Annotated in this window: 19 protein-coding genes; 4 read left to right on the top strand and 15 right to left on the bottom strand. The window is 67.9% G+C overall.

Annotated elements, in window-relative coordinates; all coding sequences use genetic code 11:
* Positions 1-112: 112 nt before the first annotated feature.
* The 8 genes from secF to pdxT all read right to left on the bottom strand — a co-directional run bounded on the left by secF (position 113) and on the right by pdxT (position 7,507).
* Positions 113-1,120: a protein translocase subunit SecF gene (gene secF, locus AC1DGE_RS01905; RefSeq protein WP_476892460.1), complete on the bottom strand. Its 1,008-nt coding sequence runs from the start codon at positions 1,118-1,120 to the stop codon at positions 113-115.
* A complete protein-coding gene (secD, locus tag AC1DGE_RS01910) occupies positions 1,121-2,881 on the bottom strand; it encodes a protein translocase subunit SecD (RefSeq protein ID WP_441417693.1) in 1,761 nt (586 codons plus the stop codon). It lies immediately after the preceding gene.
* Positions 2,882-2,987: 106 nt separating this feature from the next.
* Positions 2,988-3,416, bottom strand: coding sequence for a preprotein translocase subunit YajC (gene yajC / locus AC1DGE_RS01915; protein ID WP_441417692.1), 429 nt, complete (start codon positions 3,414-3,416; stop codon positions 2,988-2,990).
* A gap of 213 nt (positions 3,417-3,629) precedes the next feature.
* Positions 3,630-4,751 (bottom strand): Holliday junction branch migration DNA helicase RuvB, encoded by a 1,122-nt coding sequence (gene ruvB, locus AC1DGE_RS01920; RefSeq protein WP_441417691.1) that lies wholly within the window; start codon positions 4,749-4,751, stop codon positions 3,630-3,632.
* Entirely contained in the window at positions 4,744-5,388 is a 645-nt protein-coding gene (gene ruvA, locus AC1DGE_RS01925; RefSeq protein ID WP_476908781.1) for a Holliday junction branch migration protein RuvA, read from the bottom strand. Before ruvA ends, ruvB begins: the two co-directional genes overlap by 8 nt.
* 83 nt (positions 5,389-5,471) lie before the next feature.
* Complete coding sequence (gene ruvC / locus AC1DGE_RS01930) at positions 5,472-6,050, bottom strand: crossover junction endodeoxyribonuclease RuvC (protein ID WP_476908780.1); 579 nt, start codon at positions 6,048-6,050, stop codon at positions 5,472-5,474.
* Positions 6,047-6,802 (bottom strand): YebC/PmpR family DNA-binding transcriptional regulator, encoded by a 756-nt coding sequence (locus AC1DGE_RS01935; RefSeq protein ID WP_441417688.1) that lies wholly within the window; start codon positions 6,800-6,802, stop codon positions 6,047-6,049. Before AC1DGE_RS01935 ends, ruvC begins: the two co-directional genes overlap by 4 nt.
* Positions 6,803-6,805: 3 nt before the next feature.
* Positions 6,806-7,507 (bottom strand): pyridoxal 5'-phosphate synthase glutaminase subunit PdxT, encoded by a 702-nt coding sequence (gene pdxT / locus AC1DGE_RS01940; RefSeq protein WP_476892457.1) that lies wholly within the window; start codon positions 7,505-7,507, stop codon positions 6,806-6,808.
* Between the two features lie 92 nt (positions 7,508-7,599).
* Between pdxT and AC1DGE_RS01945 the strand changes: the two genes are divergently transcribed.
* The 3 genes from AC1DGE_RS01945 to AC1DGE_RS01955 are packed head-to-tail and all read left to right on the top strand — an operon-like array spanning position 7,600 to position 10,188.
* Positions 7,600-8,904: a MurT ligase domain-containing protein gene (locus tag AC1DGE_RS01945; RefSeq protein WP_476916783.1), complete on the top strand. Its 1,305-nt coding sequence runs from the start codon at positions 7,600-7,602 to the stop codon at positions 8,902-8,904.
* On the top strand, positions 8,901-9,698 hold the full coding sequence (locus AC1DGE_RS01950; protein WP_476916784.1) for a type 1 glutamine amidotransferase: 798 nt from the start codon (positions 8,901-8,903) through the stop codon (positions 9,696-9,698). The genes AC1DGE_RS01945 and AC1DGE_RS01950 overlap by 4 nt, the downstream gene beginning before the upstream one ends.
* Before the next feature lie 10 nt (positions 9,699-9,708).
* Positions 9,709-10,188: a GNAT family N-acetyltransferase gene (locus AC1DGE_RS01955; protein WP_476916785.1), complete on the top strand. Its 480-nt coding sequence runs from the start codon at positions 9,709-9,711 to the stop codon at positions 10,186-10,188.
* Positions 10,189-10,207: 19 nt separating this feature from the next.
* Here AC1DGE_RS01955 and AC1DGE_RS01960 read toward each other — a convergent pair whose 3' ends face one another.
* Genes AC1DGE_RS01960 through AC1DGE_RS01970 form a run of 3 tightly spaced genes read right to left on the bottom strand, consistent with a single transcriptional unit; the run spans position 10,208 to position 12,830 of the window.
* Positions 10,208-10,708 carry a P-loop nucleotide/nucleoside kinase family protein gene (locus tag AC1DGE_RS01960; RefSeq protein WP_476916786.1) on the bottom strand — a complete coding sequence of 167 codons (501 nt, stop codon included), beginning with the start codon at positions 10,706-10,708 and terminating at the stop codon, positions 10,208-10,210.
* Entirely contained in the window at positions 10,705-11,553 is an 849-nt protein-coding gene (locus AC1DGE_RS01965; protein ID WP_476916889.1) for an alpha/beta fold hydrolase, read from the bottom strand. Before AC1DGE_RS01965 ends, AC1DGE_RS01960 begins: the two co-directional genes overlap by 4 nt.
* 2 nt (positions 11,554-11,555) lie before the next feature.
* Positions 11,556-12,830 (bottom strand): CapA family protein, encoded by a 1,275-nt coding sequence (locus AC1DGE_RS01970; protein WP_441417682.1) that lies wholly within the window; start codon positions 12,828-12,830, stop codon positions 11,556-11,558.
* 81 nt (positions 12,831-12,911) lie between these two features.
* Between AC1DGE_RS01970 and AC1DGE_RS01975 the strand changes: the two genes are divergently transcribed.
* Positions 12,912-14,927 carry a M3 family metallopeptidase gene (locus AC1DGE_RS01975; protein ID WP_476916787.1) on the top strand — a complete coding sequence of 672 codons (2,016 nt, stop codon included), beginning with the start codon at positions 12,912-12,914 and terminating at the stop codon, positions 14,925-14,927.
* Between the two features lie 98 nt (positions 14,928-15,025).
* Here the strand turns inward: AC1DGE_RS01975 and pdxS are convergent, their stop codons facing one another.
* The 4 genes from pdxS to thrS all read right to left on the bottom strand — a co-directional run bounded on the left by pdxS (position 15,026) and on the right by thrS (position 19,421).
* Positions 15,026-15,952 (bottom strand): pyridoxal 5'-phosphate synthase lyase subunit PdxS, encoded by a 927-nt coding sequence (pdxS, locus tag AC1DGE_RS01980; RefSeq protein ID WP_441417680.1) that lies wholly within the window; start codon positions 15,950-15,952, stop codon positions 15,026-15,028.
* Positions 15,953-16,115: 163 nt separating this feature from the next.
* On the bottom strand, positions 16,116-16,754 hold the full coding sequence (gene pgsA / locus AC1DGE_RS01985) for a phosphatidylinositol phosphate synthase (protein ID WP_476892450.1): 639 nt from the start codon (positions 16,752-16,754) through the stop codon (positions 16,116-16,118).
* Positions 16,744-17,403: an HIT family protein gene (locus tag AC1DGE_RS01990; RefSeq protein WP_476916788.1), complete on the bottom strand. Its 660-nt coding sequence runs from the start codon at positions 17,401-17,403 to the stop codon at positions 16,744-16,746. Before AC1DGE_RS01990 ends, pgsA begins: the two co-directional genes overlap by 11 nt.
* A gap of 11 nt (positions 17,404-17,414) precedes the next feature.
* Complete coding sequence (gene thrS / locus AC1DGE_RS01995) at positions 17,415-19,421, bottom strand: threonine--tRNA ligase (RefSeq protein WP_476916789.1); 2,007 nt, start codon at positions 19,419-19,421, stop codon at positions 17,415-17,417.
* Positions 19,422-19,446: the final 25 nt, after the last annotated feature.

A 19,446-nucleotide genomic window follows, 5' to 3' on the forward strand; every position in this document is an offset into this window, starting at 1 on the left:
AAGTCTATTCCCGCAGCAGGACACTTCGATAACCGGGACCAACGGCCACGGGCCGGAGAACGTCGCGGGGACGTTCTCCGGCCCGTCGGGCGGTCTTCTGCGGGCCTGCCGGCTAGGCCGTGGCCGGTGCCGCCTTGGCGGCATTCTCGGTGCGGCGCTGCTGCACGCGCTTGGCCTGCTTGATCAGGTCCGGCTCCCCCTGGCGCAGCCAGGCGTACAGCGGGGCGGCGACGAAGATGGTCGCCGCGGTGCCGATCAGGATGCCGACGAACAGCGCCAGCGAGAGATCCCGAAGGGTGCCCGCGCCCAGCAGTCCGGCCCCGATGAAGAGGATCGCGCCGACCGGGAGGATGGCGACCATCATGGTGTTGATGGAACGCACCAGCGTCTGGTTGACGGCGAGGTTCACTTCTTCGGCGAACGTGCGCCTGGTGGATGCCTGCAGGTCCGAGGTGTTTTCACGGATCTTGTCGAACACCACCACGGTGTCGTAGAGCGAGTAGCTGAGCACCGTGAGGAAGCCGATGATGGCCGAGGGGGTGACCTCGAAGTCGCTCAGCGAATACACCCCGGCCGTGACGAACATCGTTACCGCCATGCCGGCGAGGGCGGACAGGGACATTTTCCAGGTCCGGAAGTACAGCGCCATCAGGACTGCGGCAAGTCCCACGAAGATGGCGAGGCCGAGCAGCGCCTGCTTGGTCACGTCAGCGCCCCAGGTGGGCCCCACGAACGTCGACGTGACCTCGTTGTCGGTCACGCCATAGGCCTTGGTGAGGCCTTCCTTGACCTTGATCACCTCGTCGTCGCTGAGCTTGTCCGTCTGGATGCGCATGGTGTTGCCGGCGACGTTGGCGACGCGCGGCAGGCTCCCGGAGACGACTTCCTGGACGGCCTTCTCGCCGAGGGCGGCGTCGCGGTCCTTGACGTTGGAGACCGTGAACTCCGAGCCGCCGCGGAACTCGATGCCCAGGTTGAAGCCGCCCTTGGCGATCGGCAGCAGGATGGAAAGCGCGACGGCGGCCGCGGCGATCAGGAACCAGATCTTCTTGGAACCGACGAAGTCGTACGAGCGCTTGCCCGTGTAAAGCTCGTTACCGAAAGTGGCGAAGCTGGCCATTTACTTGCCCTCCTTGGACGCGCTCTTGGAGGAACCAGCAAGCTGTTCCTGCTTTTCCGCGAGGCGTCGTTCTGCAATGGTCATCCGGCGTTCGGCCTCGGCCGCGGCACCGGTGTTCTTGGCGCGCGGGGCCGCAACCGGCCGGTCCTCCGGCGTGCGGATGCGTCCGGCTCCCCGGTACAGGGGCACGGCGCCGAGCCGCTTCGGGTCAAGGCCCGAGAACTTGTGGCCTTCGCCGAAGAACTTGGTGCGGGCCAGGACCTGCAGGGTCGGATGGGTGAACATGAAGACCACGATCAGGTCGGCGATTGCGGTCAGGCCCAGGGTGAAGGCGAAGCCGCGGACGTTGCCCACCGCCACGAAGTAGAGCACGAGGGCTGCCAGCAGGTTGACGGCCTTGGACGCCAGCACGGTCCGCTTGGCCCGCTTCCAGCCGTTTTCCACGGCCGAGACCAGGCCGCGGCCTTCGCGCAGCTCATCACGGATGCGTTCGAAGTAGACGATGAACGAGTCCGCCGTCTGGCCGATTGCCACGATGATGCCGGCCACACCGGCGAGCGAGAGGCGGTAGTTCTCGGTCCAGCCGAGGATTGCGATGGCCAGGTAGGTCAGCGCACCGGCGACGACGAGCGAGGCGACGGTGACAAAGCCGAGCGCCCGGTACTGGAACAGCGAGTAGACCACAACCAGCAGCAGGCCGATCAGGCCGGCCAGCATGCCCATCCGCAGCTGCTCACCGCCGAGGGTGGCGGAGATCTGCTGGTCGCTCTGGATCTCGAAGCTGATCGGCAGGGCGCCGAAGCGCAGCTGGTCGGAGAGGGCCTTGGCGGACTGCTCGGTGAAACCGCCGGTGATCTGCGGGCGGCCATCGGTGATGACGGCCTGGGCCCGCGGGGCGGAAATGACCTGGTCGTCCAGGACAATGGCAAACTGCGCCTTCGGGTCCGAACCGGTCTCGCCGCCGGCAGCGACGTAGAACTTGTTCAGCCGCTCGGTGACCGTCTTGAACTTGGCAGTGCCCTCGTCGTTGAACTGGATGTCGACAGCCCACTGGTTGGTCACCGCGCCCTGCGCGCCGCGCTGCAGCTGGAAGGACGAGGTCGTGATGTCCGAGCCCTTGACCTCAACCGGCCCGAGGATGTACTTGATTGCGGGCCTGCCGTCGGAGGCGGGTTCGCAGGTAACCAGCGGCTTGGCCGGATCGGAGCGTTCCTGCTTGTCCTGGGACGGGTTGTCGCAGTCGAGCGCCTCAAACTTCTTGTAGACGTCCGCGGTGACCCAGTTCTCGTCGCTGCTGTTCTTGGGCGCGGCGGTCGGCTTGGGCAGCTTGTTCGCGGGGGTCCGGGACGCGACCGGGACGGCTGCGCCGGCGCCGGCCTGGATGACCGGGCGGAAGTTCATGTCGGCCGACGCCTGGATCAGCGCACGGGTCTCCTTCGACGGAGTGCCCGGAAGGCTGACGACGACGTTGCGGCCGGACTGCGTGCTGATTTCAGCTTCCGCGACGCCGGAGCCGTCCACACGCTGGCGGATGATCGCCACGGCCTGGTTGAGCTGTTCTTCGTTGATGTCCGAACCGCCCTCCACCTTGGGCGCCAGGATCATCTGGGTGCCGCCTTCAAGGTCCAGTGCCAGCTTCGGAGCCCAGCTCGCCTGCCCGGCCATGGTGCCGCCCGCCAGGACGGCAGTCAAGACGGCGAGAATTACGCCAAGCCAGACCAGCACCCTGAGGGCTGAGTTTTTGGGGCCAGTTCGTGCCATTGTCGATCTTTCTATTGTTTACGGAGGAACCGCCGGTGCGGCCTGTCAGGCCTGCACCGGCGGATGCCCGCGCACCGTAGCTTCGCGGGATAGCTCAGGAGGCAGACTAGCTGTCTTTCTTGCCTTCGTCGTTCAGGCGGCGCAGGGTTTCGTCCGGCGTTTCGTGGCGGGGCGCCTCACCGGCGGTGGCGGCGCTGTCGACGCCGTCGATGGTGGCATCGGTCTTCCCGAGGGTCAGCGAGGAGGCATCGTCAGGAACAACCGTCGGTTCCTCGGCGGCAACAACCGGCTCCACGATCTTGGTGACGGCCTGGCGGTGCACGGTGGCGGTGTTGCCCGGGGAGAGCTCCAAAACAACCTTGTTCTCGGCTTCGTCGATCTCAACGATGCGGCCGAACAGCCCGAAGCTGGTCATGACGTCAACGCCGGTGCCGAACTTCGACTGGAGCTCTGCCTGCTGCTGCTGCGTCTTCTTGTTGCGGCGGAACATCATGAAGACGAACACGCCGAGCATGACGAACAGGAGAATAGTCATTGGATCCAAGGGGAAAGTTCCGTTCTGTACTTGCAAGCTGGTTTCACAGCAACGTCCGTTCCGTTCCGGGGCCGCCTGGTGTGGGCCCTGGCAGTAGACCTGGCAGAAAATCATGCCCGGCCGGCAGCGGCTAGCGGTAGCCGCACACGGAAACAATGGCCCGAACGTGCCGAGCGTCATACCAGTCTAAAGGGAAAAGGTCACTAGCGAGTGCTATTGACTATTACGGATCCATTCCGGATCGACTTCGCCCTCGGCATCCACGCCGAAGCCGGCCGGTCCGCTATCGGGGGTGCCGGCCTGGAACAGGTCCAGCGGGTCCTGCCCGAAGGCGCCGGCGGGCACCGCAAAACCCAGGTGGGTCCACGCCGGGGCCAGGGCAATCCGACCGCGCGGCGTCCGGCCCAGCAGACCCTCCCGGACCAGATATGGTTCGGCGACGGTTTCCACCGTTTCGGTTTCCTCGCCGACGGCGATCGCCAGGGTGGACAGGCCCACCGGTCCGCCGCCGAATTTGGTGATCAGCGCCTCCAGGACGGCACGGTCCAGGCGGTCCAGGCCGCGTTTGTCCACTTCGTACATGTCGAGGGCAGCGGACGCCGTCCGGGCGTCGATTTGATCCACGCCGTGCACCAGGGCCCAGTCCCGGACGCGGCGGAGCAGGCGGTTGGCAATTCGGGGCGTGCCCCGGGACCGGCCGGCGATCTCGCTGAACCCGGCCGAATTCACCTTCAGGTCCAGCAGGCCGGCGGAGCGCCGCAGCACCAGTTCGAGCTCCTCGACGGAGTAGAACTCGAGGTGGCCGGTGAAACCGAACCGGTCCCGCAGCGGCCCCGGCAGCAGCCCGGCGCGGGTGGTGGCGCCGACCAGGGTGAAGGGCGGGAGCTCGAGCGGGATGGCGGTGGCCCCGGCGCCCTTGCCGACGACGATGTCGACGCGGAAGTCCTCCATGGCCATGTAGAGCATCTCCTCGGCCGGGCGGGACATCCGGTGGATCTCGTCGAGGAAGAGGACTTCGCCCTCGGACAGCGAGGAGAGGATGGCGGCCAGGTCACCGGCGTGCTGGATGGCCGGGCCGCTGCTGATCCGCAGCGGGGCGTTCATCTCGGCGGCGATGATCATGGACAGCGTGGTCTTGCCCAGGCCGGGCGGCCCGGACAGCAGCACGTGGTCGGCGCTGCGGCCGCGCATCCGGGAGGCCTCCAGGACGAGGGAGAGTTGTTTGCGGACCCGGTGCTGGCCCACGAAGTCGTGCAGGTTCTTGGGCCGGAGGGCGGCCTCGATCGCGCGCTCCTCGGGTTCCTCGCCCCCGGCGACGAGCGACGGCTCAGCCACGGGCGCCTACCCTGTTGCCGGCGCGGGCGCCGTCCTGGCCCAGCCAGCGCAGCGTGGCGCGGAGGATTTCCGCGACGTTGCCCTTTTCGGCGAGCTCCGGGGAATCAGCCAGTGACTTGTCGATGCTGGCGGTGGCGTCCTTCTCGGACCAGCCCAGGCTCGTCATCGCGGCAACCACCTGCGGCTTCCACACGGCTTCGGCGGACACGGCCGGCGCGGAGCCTCCGGGCGTGCCGTGCGGGACCAGCTTGCCGGCCAGTTCCAGCACGATCCGGCCGGCGACCTTGGGGCCGATTCCGGGAACCTTGGTGAAGGCCTTGCCGTCACCGGAATGCGCGGCGACCCGGATCGCCTCGGGCTCATGGACGGCCAGGACGGCCAGGGCCAGGCGCGGGCCGACGCCGCTGACGCTGAGCAGCACGTCGAAGACCTCACGTTCGTCGTCGCTGGAGAAGCCGAAAAGGGTCAGCGAGTCTTCGCGCACGATCAGGGAAGTAAAGAGCTTGCCCTCGTCCCCGACGCGGAGCTTGCTGAGGGTCTGCGGCGTCGCGTTGACGCTCATGCCGGCGCCGTTGAGGTCGATCACTGCCGAGGACAGGCCAACGTGCGCTACGGTTCCGCGGAGAAAACTGATCAAGGCCTGGCTCCTGGGTCTACGGCTGGGTTGGCAGCCGGCTATCCGAACATATCTACGAATACCCTAGCAAGCGCCCCGGACATTCAGCGCGCGCGGCGCGCCTTGGCCTCCGCGTCGGCCCAGGCGCGCTGGGCCGGGGTAAGGGACTGGCTTCCCGGCCCTGTGGTGGCCACCGCGGCACCACTGCCGGCCCGCCACGCGTGTGTGATGGCCAGTGCCAGCGCATCGGCGGCATCGGCTGGCCGCGGCGGGGCATCCAGCCGCAGGATCTTGGTGACGAGCTTGGTGACAGCGTCCTTGTTGGACGTTCCACTGCCGGTCACGGCGGCCTTGACCTCCGAGGGCGTATGCAACGCCACCGGGATGCCGCGGCGCGCGGCGGCCGCGATCACGACGCCGGAGGCCTGGGCCACACCCATGACCGTGCTGACGTTGAGCTGGGAGAAGACACGTTCGACGGCGAGGACCTGCGGCTCATACTTGTCCAGCCAGTCGTCGATCGAGGTGGCGATGACAAGCAGCCGCTGGTCCAGGCTCTCCTCCGGGGAGGTACCGACGACGCCGAACGCCACCATGGTGGCGCGGCGGTTTTTCTCGACGTCCACGACGCCGATGCCGCAGCGGGTGAGGCCCGGATCGACGCCGAGGACGCGAAGGGTCACTCGGCTTCCAGTGCGGCCTGCACTTCGTCGCTGAGGTCGGCGTTGCTGTAGACGTTCTGCACGTCGTCGAGCTCTTCCAGGGCATCCACGAGCTTCATGAACTTCTTGGCGGCGTCGAGGTCCAGCGGCACCTGCATGGAGGGCACGAACTCGGCCTCGTCGGTGTCGTAGTCGATTCCGGCTTCCTTGAGCGCATCGCGGATGGCCTGCAGGTCAGTCGGTTCGGAGTGGATCTCGAAGCTGTCGCCGTTGTCCTTGACTTCCTCGGCTCCGGCGTCCAGGACGGCCATCAGCACGTCGTCCTCGCTCAGGCCGTTCTTGGGCAGCGAGACGACGCCCTTGCGGGAGAACAGGTAGCTGACCGAACCGGGATCGGCGATCGTGCCGCCGTTGCGGGAGATGGCGAGCCGGACCTCGGAGGCCGCGCGGTTCTTGTTGTCCGTAAGGCACTCGATCAGCAGGGCCGAACCCTGCGGGCCGCGGCATTCGTACATGATCTCGGTATAGTCCACGACCTCGCCGGTGAGGCCGGCGCCGCGCTTGATGGCGCGGTCGATATTGTCAGCGGGGACCGAGGTCTTCTTGGCCTTGGTGACGGCGAGTTCCAGGCTCGGGTTGCCGGCGAGGTCGGGTCCGCCCATGCGCGCGGCAACTTCGATGTTCTTGATCAGCTTGGCGAACGACTTGGCCCGGCGGCTGTCCAGGATGGCCTTCTTGTGCTTGGTCGTCGCCCATTTGGAGTGGCCTGACATGCTTTACGCTTCTCCTCTGATCATTCGAATAAACAATTCGTGCACGCGCTTCTCCCCCGTCACTTCCGGGTGGAAGGAGGTGGCCAGCAGCTTGCCGGAACGCACAGCAACAATTCTAGCCGTCCCGTCGAGGGATTCCGGGTGGCCGGCCTTGGACGGTTCCACCTGGGCCAGGACCTCAACGCCCGCGCCGACGCGCTCCACCCAGGGTCCGCGGATGAACACGGCGTGCACCGGGGCCACGCCGGATTCATCGGCGCTGAACTCCAGCCCCTTGAACTCAAGGTCGGTCTCGAACGATTCCCGCTGCCGGCCGAAGGCGTTGCGGCGGACCGTGATGTCCAGGCCGCCGAAGGTCTGCTGGGGGTTGCCGGCAAGGTCCAGGGCCGGGTCGGCGATGTCCGCCGCCAGCAGGATCATGCCGGCGCAGGAACCATAGACCGGCAGACCGGCCTGGATGCGTTCGCGCAGCGGATCCCGCAGTTCGAACATCCGGGCGAGCTTGTCGATGGTCGTCGATTCCCCGCCGGGAATGATGAGGCCGTCAAGGCCGTCCAGCTCGGCGGGGCGGCGGACGCCGACGCCCGTGGCGCCGGCTGCCTCCACGGCGTGCAGGTGTTCACGGAAGTCGCCCTGGAGCGCCAGGACGCCGATCCGGAGGCCTGATCCCGCGCCGGAACCAGGCAAAGAAAGGGGGGTGGTCATGGTGCCAGCATAATGCGCCGCGCTCCCCGGGGCCGCACCGGAGCGCGCCCCCGGACCGGGTTCCATGCCGCCGCTGGGATATATTACAAAGCATGCTCTACTTCAGCGTTCCGCTCGGCAAGCTCGTCCGCCGGGTCTCCCGGCTCCGGGGCGGAGGCTCAGCCCTCCCCGGTCTGGTGGTCGAAAAAATCGACCCCGGCTTCATGCAACGGACGCTCTCCACGCTGCCGCTGGGCGTCGCCGTCGTCAGCGGCACGAACGGCAAGACCACCACCACCAAGATGGTCGTGGAACTGCTGGAGAGCCAGGGCCTGAAGGTCTTCACCAACCGCACCGGCAGCAACTTCACCCGGGGCGTGGCCGCGGCGCTGCTCGGCGAGGTGGACTGGCGCGGCCGGCTCGACGCCGACGTCGCCGTCCTGGAACTCGACGAGGCCCACGCCGTGCACTTCGTCAACAAGGTCCCGCCGCGCTACTGCCTGCTGCTGAATGTCCTGCGCGACCAGCTGGACCGCTTCGGCGAGATCGACAAGACTGCCGAGCTGCTGCAGCACATCGCCGCCAAGACCTCCGGGACCGTCGTCCTGAACCGCGAGGACCCGCGCGTGGCCCGCATCGCCGACACGCTCAACGGCCCGGCGGCCGGCGGTCCCGAGGTCCGCTACTTCGGCCTCGATGATTCGCTGCTCAGCACGTTCCCCAACGACGACGAAATGCGTGCCGCGCCGGGCAGCCCGGTGCCTCCGGCCCCCGCCAAGCCGGGTGCCGACGTCGTCCTCCGCCGGGTGGGCGCGGACGACGCCGACTTCGAGTACGACGGCGCGACGGTCAGCACCGGGATGAAGCTCCGCGGCGTCTACAACATCTTCAACGCTGCGGCTGCCCTGACCCTGGCGCGGGCCATCACTGGCGCCCGCGGCACGGGCACCGACCACGCCGGCCTGCTGACGGCGCTTTCCAACGTTGCCCCTGCCTTCGGACGCGGCGAAAGCCTCGTCGTCGACGGACTGCCGCTGGAACTGGTCCTGGTCAAGAACCCCAGCGGCTTCCGCCTCGGCCTGAAGTCCTTCCCGGCCGCCGGCTACGCCACGATGATCGCCATCAATGACAACTACGCGGACGGCCGGGACATGTCCTGGCTGTGGGACGTCGAATTCGACACCCTGCGCGACGGCGGCGTGGACCAGCTCTCCGGCTCGCGCGCCTACGACATGGCGCTCCGGCTGCAATACGACGACGTGGCGATCGGCGCCGTCGACACAGACATCGCCGCCGCCCTTGCCGCCTTCATCCGCGGCTCCAAGGACAAGCCGAAGCGGATTTTCTGCACCTACACGGCCATGCTGGCCATCCGCCGCGAGCTGTCCAAAATCACCACAGTGGAGGTGGTCTCATGACCCCCGGGTCCCCCGAAACCCCGAACGGGCTCTCCTTCGGGCACGAACTGCCCCCCGAGGACACCCCGGCCCCCAGCAAGGGCAGCGTCCGCGTGCTGCAGCTCTATCCACGGGACATGAACATCTACGGCGACTGGGGCAACGCCCTGGTCCTGGCCCAGCGCCTGCGCTGGCACGGGTACACCCCGGAACTGCTCGAGTACAACGTCGGGGACGAGTTCCCCGCCGGCGTCGACCTGATCGTGGGCGGCGGGGGCCAGGACAGCGGCCAGCTGGTGATCCAGGATGACCTGCTCTCCCGCGAGACCGTCCTGAAGGAACTCGCCGAGGCCGGCACGCCGATGCTGGTGATCTGCGGGCTGTACCAGCTGTTCGGGAAGTTCTTCAAGACCCGGACCGGCTCCGTCATCCCGGGCATCGGCATCCTGGACGTCGAGACGCACGGCACGGACGAACGGCTGATCGGCAACGTCTCGGTGGCCTCCCCCGAATTCGGCACCGTGCTGGGCTACGAAAACCACAGCGGCCAGACCACGCTGGGCCCGGGCGTCGCGCCGCTGGGAACCACGGCCAAGGGCACCGGCAACAACAGCAGCGACGGCCAGGAAGGCGCCCGCTACCGCAACATCGTCGCCAGCTACCTGCACGGCTCGCTGCTGCCCAAGAACCCCGCGCTGGCAGACTTCCTGATCAAAACCGCCGTCGAGCGCAAGTACGGCAGCTTCTCACCGGGCACCCCGGATGACTCGTACGCCGTCCTGGCCCGCGATCACGCGGCCCGCCGGCCCCGCTGACGCGCGCCGCATGATCAAGGTTGCCCGCGACAACCCGGCACGCCCGGACGTCCGGCGCCTCCTGGAAGAACACCTCGCGGACATGTATGCGACCTCACCGGCCGAGAGCGTGCACGCCCTGGACCCGGACGCGCTGGCCGGTCCGGAGATCGCCTTCTGGACCGCGCGCGACGGCGGCGGCGCGCTGCTTGGCTGCGGAGCGCTGAAGGACCTCGGCACGGGCGAGGGCGAGATCAAGTCGATGCGGACAGCGCTCCACGCCCGCGGCCGTGGCATCGCCGCACTCCTCCTGGCCCGGATCCTCGACGAGGCACGGAACCGCGGCTACGGCCGGGTGTGCCTGGAAACGGGGTCGGAGGACTTCTTCGCACCGGCACGGCGGCTCTATGAACGGCACGGATTTGTCCTTTGCCAGCCGTTCGCCGATTACCTGCCCGACCCCAACAGCGTCTTTATGGCCTGCAACCTGTCGGGTTCGCTGACGAACTGAGAAGCGCCGGACGCCGCGGTCAGTTGCCCGACACCCGGAGGATCTCCAGCCCCTCCGACTCCCCCGGTTCCTCGAAGATTGCCGCCAGGTGCCGGACCCCGGAGTCCTCCAACGCATGGGAACCCGGTTCTTCCGCCAGGGTCCGCCGGCGGACACGCTCAAGGGCGGTGTCCAAGGGCGTCTGGAGATAATGCAGCACGACGTCGAACCCGGCCGCGGTCGCCTTCCCATGCCACAGCGCCCGCCGGGCGCGGCTCCACTGGTTCCAGTCGAGGACCACATCCGTCCCGGCGCGCAGGACCTGCGCAGCCGTGTCCCAGATGAGCAGTTTGCAGCTCTCTGCGCGGCCGCCGTACTCCTCGGCCGCGTAGTGCAAGCCCGGATACAGCCGCAGCATCCAGTCGTCGAGGCTGAACCGCACGGCCGGTAAGGTTGCCTCAAGTTCCCGGGCCAGCGTCGTTTTGCCCGCACCGTTGAGCCCGCAGAGCAAATGGACCGCGGGCGCCGCCGTCGTCGTCATCCTCCAGCTCCGCTAGTCCTGAGCAGCGCCGCGAGCTCGGCCGGCCGGGTAGCCGGCCACCAGTGGCCGTTGTCCACCCTCACCACGCGCAGGTCATCCACCCACGCCTCAAGCCCCTCCACCAGGTGCGGGGACAGGAAGGGGTCCCGCAACGGGACCACCACCTGCACCGGCATCGCCACCCGCGCGGGTGCAGGCCAGTTCCGGGCGGACCGGAAGTTGCTGCGGTACAGGGCCAGCCCGCGCACCGGGTCGTTGCCGACGCTGCGTTTGGCGCCCCGCTCGTAGCGCCCGGTCAGGAACAGCCGCCAGGCAGCCTCCGGCAGCACCGGGACCAGGAACGCCGCGATGTACCAGCTGCGCAGCAACTGCCCGGCCGCTTGCCGCCAGGACCGGGGGTCCCGGAGCCGTGAGCGCACCCAGCGCGAGAAGTGGCGCAGGTCCGGGCCGGAGATGCTCGTGTAGCGGCGGATCACACCGGCGGCACGCGGATCCTGCACCGCTGCCCAGCCCTGGATCGACCCCCAGTCGTGGCCAACCAGATGCACCCCGGCGGCTCCGACGGCGTCGAGCACGGCAAAAAGATCGTCCACCAGCGTGGCCAGGCTGAAGTCGCCGGGGCTCCCGACGACGGAGGCGCCCGCATTGCGGGTGTCGTACGCGACCACGTGGTGCGTTGCGGCAAGCTCCCGGATGACGGGCAGGAACACCCGGTGGTCATCGGGATACCCGTGCACCAGCAGCAACGTCGGAACGTCCGGACCCGGCTGCCGGCCGTATTCGACGACGACCAGCTCGGCACCGTGCGCGCCGACAGTCCGCCGTCGTTCGCTCAGTGTGTCCAGGGCTACCGCTCCTTCGTGATCAGCAGTTCATGGGCGCCTGCCGCGGCAGCGCCCATCGATTCCACCACGGTTCGGGTCCGGAGCCGGGTGGCCGCGTCCGCGGCGGCACCGGCGCAGGGACCCTGCGGGGCGTCGGAGGCGACCGAACACCAGCGGTAAGGCCCGCGCACAATGACCGAGGGCGCCCAGGCCAGGTCCGAGGCGGACCACTTGCCCGCGGCGTCCTGGCTGAACTGCGCCCGCACCAGCAGCCCCTCGTTGTTCACCACGTACCAGGGCGAGAGTTCGGTGACGCCGTTGCCCAGCCCGTACACGATCCAGGTCCCCTTGTAGCGCTCAATCGGGAGCACCGAGTGGGTGTGGTGGCCGTAGATCATGGTGAACTGGCCGCTGTCCACCAGCGCGTGGGCCACGGTGCGCTGCTGCTCGTTCGGCACGTTGGCGTACTCGTCCCCGGCATGCATGACGCCCAGCACGATGTCCGCCCCGAGTGCCCTCGCCTTGCGGGCCTTGGCGATCATCGCGGCGGGATCGAGCATGTCCACCTGCCAGGCGTGCTCCGGGGTCTGCCCGTTCAAACCGTAGGCGCCCTCGATCACGGCCACCGTGGCGGCGGCGGTATTCAGGATCATCACGCCGCGGGAGTCGGCTTCGCTGCGGTAGGAGCCGGTGTGCTGCAGTCCGGCCGCGTCGAGGGCGTCGAGGGTGCGGACCAGGCCCGCGGTGCCCTGGTCGATGGTGTGGTTGCTGGCGGTGGTGCACGCCTGGTAGCCCACCTGCTGGGCGGCGGTGATGATCTGCGGCGGCACGTTGAACGACGGGTAGGCGGAGAACGGCCCGGTGGGTCCGGAGACCGGTGTTTCCTGATGGCAGACCGCGAGGTCGCTCTTTTCGATGTACTTGCGCTGGCCCGCCAGCAGCGGTTCGAAGTCCAGGCCCTTGGCACCGGTAGCGAGGGCGTCGGCACGGGCCTGCTCCCAGAGCTGGGCGTGGACCAGCATGTCCCCGGTGACCAGGACGGTGGTGCAGCGGATGGCGGCGCAGGCCGGCCCCTTCCCCGGCGTCGGCGTCGGGGTGGGTGTCGGCGTCGCGTCCGGCGTGGATCCCGGGGTTCCAGAGGCAGTGGTCCCGGCAGTATTGGCGGCAGCCGCCGAGGACGGTCCCGCGCTGGAGTCCGGGCGGGCGACGAGGCCGCAAGACGCCAGGGAGACCGCCAGGAGAGCCGCGGCGGACCCGGCCAGCAGCCGTCCGCGCAGCGTGGGGGTGATGATTCGCATTTTGTCATCGTACGGTGGCCCGGGTCACAACACGCCTAGCGGTCCATTGAGAACCGGCGCTGTGCATGAAAGAGTTATTTCATGACCAATCCCCTTCTGAGTCCCAGCACCCTGCCCTACGGACTGCCGCCATTCGCGGACATCGAGGTCCAGCACTACTCCGAGGCCGTCGAGGCCGGCCTCGCCGAACACTTGGCCGAGATCCAGGCCATCGTGGCGGACCCGGAGCCTGCGACCTTCGAGAACACGGCGCTGGCGATGGAGCGCTCCGGACAGCTGCTGCAGCGTGCCGCGGCGTCGTTCTTCACGCTGGTGTCCGCGGACGCCTCGGAGGCCATCCGGGAGCTCGAGACCCGCCTCTCCCCCAGCTTCTCGGCCCACCAGGACGCGGTGTACCTGAACCGGGGGCTGTACGAGCGCTTCGCCGCCATCAACACCGACCGGCTGGACGGGGAATCAAACCGGCTCGTGGAGGAATACCTCAAAGAGTTCCGCCAGACCGGCATCCAGCTCGACGCGGCCGGCCAGGAACGGCTCAAGGCCATCAACGCCGAGCTGTCCACCCTCGGGACCGAGTTCGGCCAACGGGTCAAGGAGGGCATGAAGTCCGCCTCGTTGCTGCTGGACGACGCCGCCGCCGAGCTCGCCGGTCTCCCGGCGGACGACGTCGCCAGCGCCGCCGAAGCCGCGCGCGCCGCGGGGCACGAGGGGAAATTCCTGCTCACCCTGATCCAGCCCAGCAACCAGCCCGCGCTGGCCGCCCTGGAGAACCGGGAGGTGCGGCGCCGGCTTTTCGAGGCGTCGGTTGGCCGTGGCAGCGGCGGTGGCGACCTCGATGTGCTGGACCTGGTCAAGGACATGGTCCGGCTCCGCGCGGAGAAGGCCGGCCTCCTTGGCTTCGCCAACTTTGCCGAGCTCAGTGTGGACCAGCAGACCGCCCCCGATTTCGAGGCCGTGCAGGCCATGATGAACCGGCTCGCCCCGGCCGCCGTCCGGAACGCCGACGCCGAGGCGGAGGCGCTGGCGGAGGTCGCCGGCCACCCGCTCGAGGCCTGGGACTGGGCCTACTACTCGGCGCAGGTGAAGCGTGAACGGTACTCGGTGGACGAGCAGGCCCTGCGGCCGTACTTCGAGCTGGACCGGGTGCTCCGGGATGGAGTTTTCTTCGCCGCCACCGCCCTGTACGGCATCACCTTCCACGAACGCACCGACCTTGAGGGCTATCACCCCGATGTCCGGGTCTGGGAGGTAAAGAACTCCGACGGCACCGACCTCGGCCTGTTCCTGGGCGACTATTACACCCGGGATTCGAAGCGCGGCGGGGCCTGGATGAACTCCCTCGTGGAGCAATCCGGACTGCTGAACACCCGGCCCGTGGTGATCAACAACCTCAACATTTCCAAGCCGCCGGCCGGCGAGCCGACGCTGCTGACCCTGGACGAGCTGCGGACCACCTTCCACGAGTTCGGCCACGCCCTGCATGGGCTGTTCTCCTCGGTCACCTACCCCAGGTTCGCCGGCACCTCGGTGCCGCGTGACTTCGTCGAGTACCCCTCGCAGGTCAATGAAATGTGGATCATGTGGCCGGAGGTGCTCGCCAACTACGCCCGGCACCACGCCACCGGCGAGCCGCTGCCGCAGGAAGCGGTGGACAAGCTCAACGAAGCCGCCCTCTGGGGCGAGGGCTTCGGCACCACCGAGTACCTTGGCGCCGCGCTGCTGGACCTCGCCTGGCACGTGCTCGACGGTACCGAGATCCCCGAGGACGCGCTGGAGTTCGAGGCCAAGGCCCTGGCCGCCGCCGGCGTCGCGCACAGCCTGATCCCGCCGCGCTACCGCACCGGCTACTTCCAGCACATCTTTGCCGGCGGCTGGTACGCCGCGGGGTACTACTCCTACATCTGGAGCGAGGTGCTCGACGCCGAGACGGTCGAATGGTTCAAGGAAAACGGCGGCCTGACCCGGGCGAACGGTGACTTCTTCCGGGCCGAGCTGCTCTCCCGGGGCAACAGCCGCGACCCGCTGGAATCCTTCCGCTCCTTCCGGGGCCGGGAAGCCCGGCTCGAACCGCTGCTCAAGCGCCGCGGCCTCGACTGACCCCCAGAACACAAACGACGGCGGCGGGGGACCAGAGACTGCAGAGGCTCCATGGACGAGGCGCCTTGGCGCCGAGTCTGTGGAGAAGCAGTCGAACGCTACCAGCCGCGCTCGGCGAGCCGGTGCGGCTGGGGGATTTCGTCGACGTTGATGCCGACCATCGCCTCGCCCAGGCCGCGGGAGGCCTTGGCGATGACGTCCGGGTCGTCGAAGAAGGTGGTGGCCTTCACGACGGCGGCGGCGCGCTGGGCCGGGTTGCCGGACTTGAAGATGCCGGAGCCGACGAAGACGCCGTCGGCGCCGAGCTGCATCATCATGGCGGCGTCGGCCGGGGTGGCGATGCCGCCGGCGGTGAACAGCACCACCGGAAGCTTGCCGGTCGCGGCAACTTCCTTGACCAGGTCGTACGGGGCCTGCAGCTCCTTGGCGGCGACGTAGAGCTCGTCCTCGGGCAGGGCGGCGAGCTTGAGGATCTCGGCGCGGATCTGGCGCATGTGGGTGGTGGCGTTGGAGACATCTCCGGTGCCGGCCTCGCCCTTGGAGCGGATCATGGCCGCGCCCTCGTTGATGCGGCGCAGCGCTTCGCCGAGGTTCGTGGCACCACAGACGAACGGAACGGTGAAGTTCCACTTGTCGATGTGGTTGGTGTAGTCGGCCGGGGTCAGGACCTCGGACTCGTCGATGTAGTCCACGCCGAGCGACTGCAGGACCTGGGCTTCGACGAAGTGGCCGATCCGGGCCTTCGCCATAACCGGCACGGAGACGGCGTCGATGATCTTGTCGATCATGTCCGGATCGCTCATCCGGGACACGCCGCCCTGGGCGCGGATGTCTGCGGGAACGCGTTCCAGCGCCATCACGGCCACGGCACCGGCGTCCTCGGCGATGCGGGCCTGCTCGACGTTGACGACGTCCATGATGACGCCGCCCTTGAGCATCTCCGCCATGCCGCGCTTGACGCGGCTGCTGCCCGTAACGTTCTTGGCGGACGCGCCGGCTTCGCTGCTTACATCAGGTGTAGACACAAAAACCCCTATGGGTAGATAGATGACCTCGCCGGGGCGCGGACGGCACGCAGATGACAATCTCGCATACACCGGCTCGCACACACCGGATTACCGGGAACCATTGGCCGGTAAGCCTAATACTAGTCCCCCGCCGCGGCGGGGTTGAATTCCGATTACGGGCTCAGGCGGCCTGTTCCGTGGCGCTTCCCGTATTTTCCTCCAGCGACTGGCGGTGCACGGAGGCGATGCGCTGCACGACCGTCACGAAACTGGCCAGGGCGAGCAGGCAGAGGGTGGCAAACAGGACCACGGTGGGGAGGCCTATCCCGGTGAAGCCGGTGACCACCAGGACCGACACCAGCCGTTCGGCCCGCTCCGCGATGCCCACGTTCGCGTGGTAGCCGAGCGCCTCGGCCTTGGCCCGCGCGTAGGACACCACCATGCCCAGTACGAGGCAGACGACGGCGGCGATGGCGATGGGGATATCGGAGCCGCCGGTGAAAAACCAGATGGCGACGCCGGCGAAGAGGGCGCCGTCGGCGACCCGGTCCAGGGTGGAGTCCAGGAAGTTGCCCCAGCGTCCGCCGCGTTCCTGCATCCGGGCCATGATGCCGTCGATGACATCGGAGAAGATAAACGCCGTGATGAACAGCGTTCCCCACCAGAGCTGGCCCAGCGGATAGAACACGAGCGCTCCGATGACGACGCCGGCGGTGCCGATGATCGTGACGGCGTCGGGCGAGACACCCACCCGCAGCAGCCAGCGGGCCAGCGGCGAGAACAGCGCGGTGAAGAAACCGCGGGCGTGCTTATTCAGCATCCGACGTCCCGGAGGGCCGGTGACCCGTAGGACCGGCCTGGTCGCTGCCCTCGTCATTGGCCTGGTCATTGGCCTGGGGCCAGGCCTCGGCGACCTGCTGTCGGACCTCGCCCAGGGTCTGGGTGATCGCCTTGGTCTGCGCGATGATCGGGAAGAAATTGCCGTCCCCGCCCCAGCGCGGCACCACATGCTGGTGCAGGTGGCCCGCGATGCCGGCCCCGCCGGTCACGCCCTGGTTCATCCCTAAGTTGAAGCCGGTCGGGTTCGCGACCTTACGCAGCACCCGCATCGCCGTCTGGGTCAGCTCGGCGAACTCCGCGGTCTCCTCGACAGTCAGGTCCGTGTAATCGGGGATATGCCGGTAGGGGCAGACCAGGAGGTGGCCCGGGTTATAGGGGAAGAGGTTGAGCACGACGTAGCAGGACCGGCCGCGGAACACGATCAGGGAGTCGTCGTCCTCGCGCTCGGGAGCGACGCAGAAGGGGCAGTCATCCGGGTTCTTGAACTGGTGCTGGCCTCCCTTGATGTACGCCATGCGGTGCGGAGTCCACAGGCGCTGGAAGGCGTCCGGCACCCCGGCCAGGCCAAAGTCGTCGGTTACGCCGTCATCACCCGGGTAGCCCGGGACAGCGCCTGTGGTCTCCTGCACGTGCTGCTCCCCTAGCTGGTCCGGTTGCGGACGGCGTCGACGATCCGCCGGACGGCCTCGGCAACGGGCACGCCGTTGTCCTGGCTGCCGTCGCGGAAACGGAAGGACACGGCGCCGGCCTCGGCGTCGTCCCCGCCGGCGATCAGCACGAACGGGATCTTGTCCTTGCTGGCGGTGCGGATCTTCTTCGGGAAACGGTCCGAGGAGATGTCCACCTCGGCGCGGATCCCGGCGGCCTTGAGCTGGTCGACGACGTCGAACATGTAGTCGTTGAACGCCTCGGCCACGGGGATGCCGACCACCTGCACCGGGGCCAGCCAGGCCGGGAAGGCGCCGGCGTAGTGCTCGGTCAGGACGCCCATGAAGCGTTCAATCGAGCCGAAAAGGGCGCGGTGGATCATGACCGGGCGCTGGCGGGTGCCGTCCGCGGCCTGGAACTCGAGTTCGAAACGCTCCGGCAGGTTGAAGTCCAGCTGGATGGTGGACATCTGCCAGGTCCGGCCGATGGCGTCGCGGGCCTGCACCGAGATCTTCGGGCCGTAGAAGGCGGCTCCGCCCGGATCAGGGACCAGTTCCAGTCCGGACTCCTGCGCCACCTCGGCGAGGGTCTGGGTGGCTTCCTCCCAGACCTCGTCCGAACCCACGGACTTCTCCGGGTCCTTGGTGGAGAGTTCCAGGTAGAAGTCCTCCAGGCCGTAGTCCTTGAGCAGGCCGAGGACGAAGTTGAGCGTCTTGGTGAGCTCGTCCTTCATCTGCTCGCGGGTGCAGTAGATGTGGGCGTCGTCCTGGGTCATGCCCCGGACGCGGGTGAGGCCGTGCACGACGCCGGACTTCTCGTAGCGGTACACCGAGCCGAATTCGAAGAGCCGGAGCGGCAGTTCGCGGTAGGAGCGTCCGCGGGAGCGGAAGATGAGGTTGTGCATCGGGCAGTTCATCGGCTTCAGGTAGTAGTCCTGGCCGGGCTTGCGCACGGTGCCGTCCTCGTTCAGTTCCGCGTCGATGTGCATCGGGGGGAACATGCCCTCGCGGTACCAGTCCAGGTGTCCGGAGACTTCGTAGAGGTGGCCCTTGGTGATGTGCGGGGTGTAGACGAACTCGTAGCCCGCGTCGACGTGGCGCTGGCGGGAGTAGTCCTCCATAGCCTTGCGGATGATGCCGCCCTTGGGGTGGAACACCGGCAGGCCGGAGCCCAGCTCGTCCGGGAAGGAGAACAGGTCCAGTTCGGCGCCGAGCTTGCGGTGGTCGCGGCGTTCGGCCTCGGCGATCCGCTCCTGGTAGGCCTTGAGGGCTTCCTTGGTGGGCCAGGCGGTGCCGTAGATGCGCTGCAGCTGTTTGTTCTTCTCGCTGCCGCGCCAGTAGGCGGCCGACGAGCGGGTCAAGGCGAAGGCGTTGGAGATCAGCTTGGTGTTGGGCAGGTGCGGGCCGCGGCACAGGTCGCACCAGACGGTGGTGCCTTCCTTGCGCTCCACGTTGTCGTAGATGCTCAGCTCGCCGCCGCCCACCTCCACGCTGGAGCCGTCGGCGTCCGAGCCGGCGCCCTTGAGGCCGATCAGTTCCAGCTTGTAGGGCTCGTCCTTCATGGCTTCGCGTGCCTCGTCCTCGGAGACGACGCGGCGGACGAACTTCTGGTTCTGGTTGATGATCTTTTGCATCATCTTTTCCAGCTGGCGCAGGTCTTCCGGGGTGAACGGCTCCTCGACGTCGAAATCGAAGTAGAAGCCGTCGGTGATGTACGGGCCGATGCCGAGCTTGGCGTCGGGGCGCAACTGCTGCACGGCCTGGGCCATGACGTGGGCGGTGGAGTGGCGCAGGACGTTGAGGCCGTCCGGGGAATCGATGGTGACGCCTTCAATCGCTGCACCCTCGGGCAGCGGCTGGTCCAGGTCTTTCAGCTCGCCGTTGACGCGGGTCACAACGACGTCGCGGCGCTCAAAAAAGAGTTCCGCGCCGGTGGTCCCGGTAGTCACCTTGGTCTCTTCGCCGTCGACGATAAGGGTGATCTGCTGGGCATCTGACACGGGTGTCTCCTATTCAAAGTTAAGG

The sequence above is a fragment of the Arthrobacter sp. 05N425 genome (assembly GCF_056397125.1).

Bases quoted from the DNA above. Each gene is read 5' to 3' on its own strand.
- yajC (WP_441417692.1), bottom strand. From the start codon at position 3,416: ATGACTATTCTCCTGTTCGTCATGCTCGGCGTGTTCGTCTTCATGATG.
- AC1DGE_RS01960 (WP_476916786.1), bottom strand. From the start codon at position 10,708: ATGACGACGACGGCGGCGCCCGCGGTCCATTTGCTCTGCGGGCTCAAC.
- AC1DGE_RS01955 (WP_476916785.1), top strand. From the start codon at position 9,709: ATGATCAAGGTTGCCCGCGACAACCCGGCACGCCCGGACGTCCGGCGC.
- AC1DGE_RS01935 (WP_441417688.1), bottom strand. From the start codon at position 6,802: ATGTCAGGCCACTCCAAATGGGCGACGACCAAGCACAAGAAGGCCATC.
- AC1DGE_RS01950 (WP_476916784.1), top strand. From the start codon at position 8,901: ATGACCCCCGGGTCCCCCGAAACCCCGAACGGGCTCTCCTTCGGGCAC.
- AC1DGE_RS01975 (WP_476916787.1), top strand. From the start codon at position 12,912: ATGACCAATCCCCTTCTGAGTCCCAGCACCCTGCCCTACGGACTGCCG.
- secD (WP_441417693.1), bottom strand. From the start codon at position 2,881: ATGGCACGAACTGGCCCCAAAAACTCAGCCCTCAGGGTGCTGGTCTGG.
- pgsA (WP_476892450.1), bottom strand. From the start codon at position 16,754: ATGCTGAATAAGCACGCCCGCGGTTTCTTCACCGCGCTGTTCTCGCCG.
- AC1DGE_RS01945 (WP_476916783.1), top strand. From the start codon at position 7,600: ATGCTCTACTTCAGCGTTCCGCTCGGCAAGCTCGTCCGCCGGGTCTCC.
- pdxT (WP_476892457.1), bottom strand. From the start codon at position 7,507: ATGACCACCCCCCTTTCTTTGCCTGGTTCCGGCGCGGGATCAGGCCTC.
- AC1DGE_RS01970 (WP_441417682.1), bottom strand. From the start codon at position 12,830: ATGCGAATCATCACCCCCACGCTGCGCGGACGGCTGCTGGCCGGGTCC.
- secF (WP_476892460.1), bottom strand. From the start codon at position 1,120: ATGGCCAGCTTCGCCACTTTCGGTAACGAGCTTTACACGGGCAAGCGC.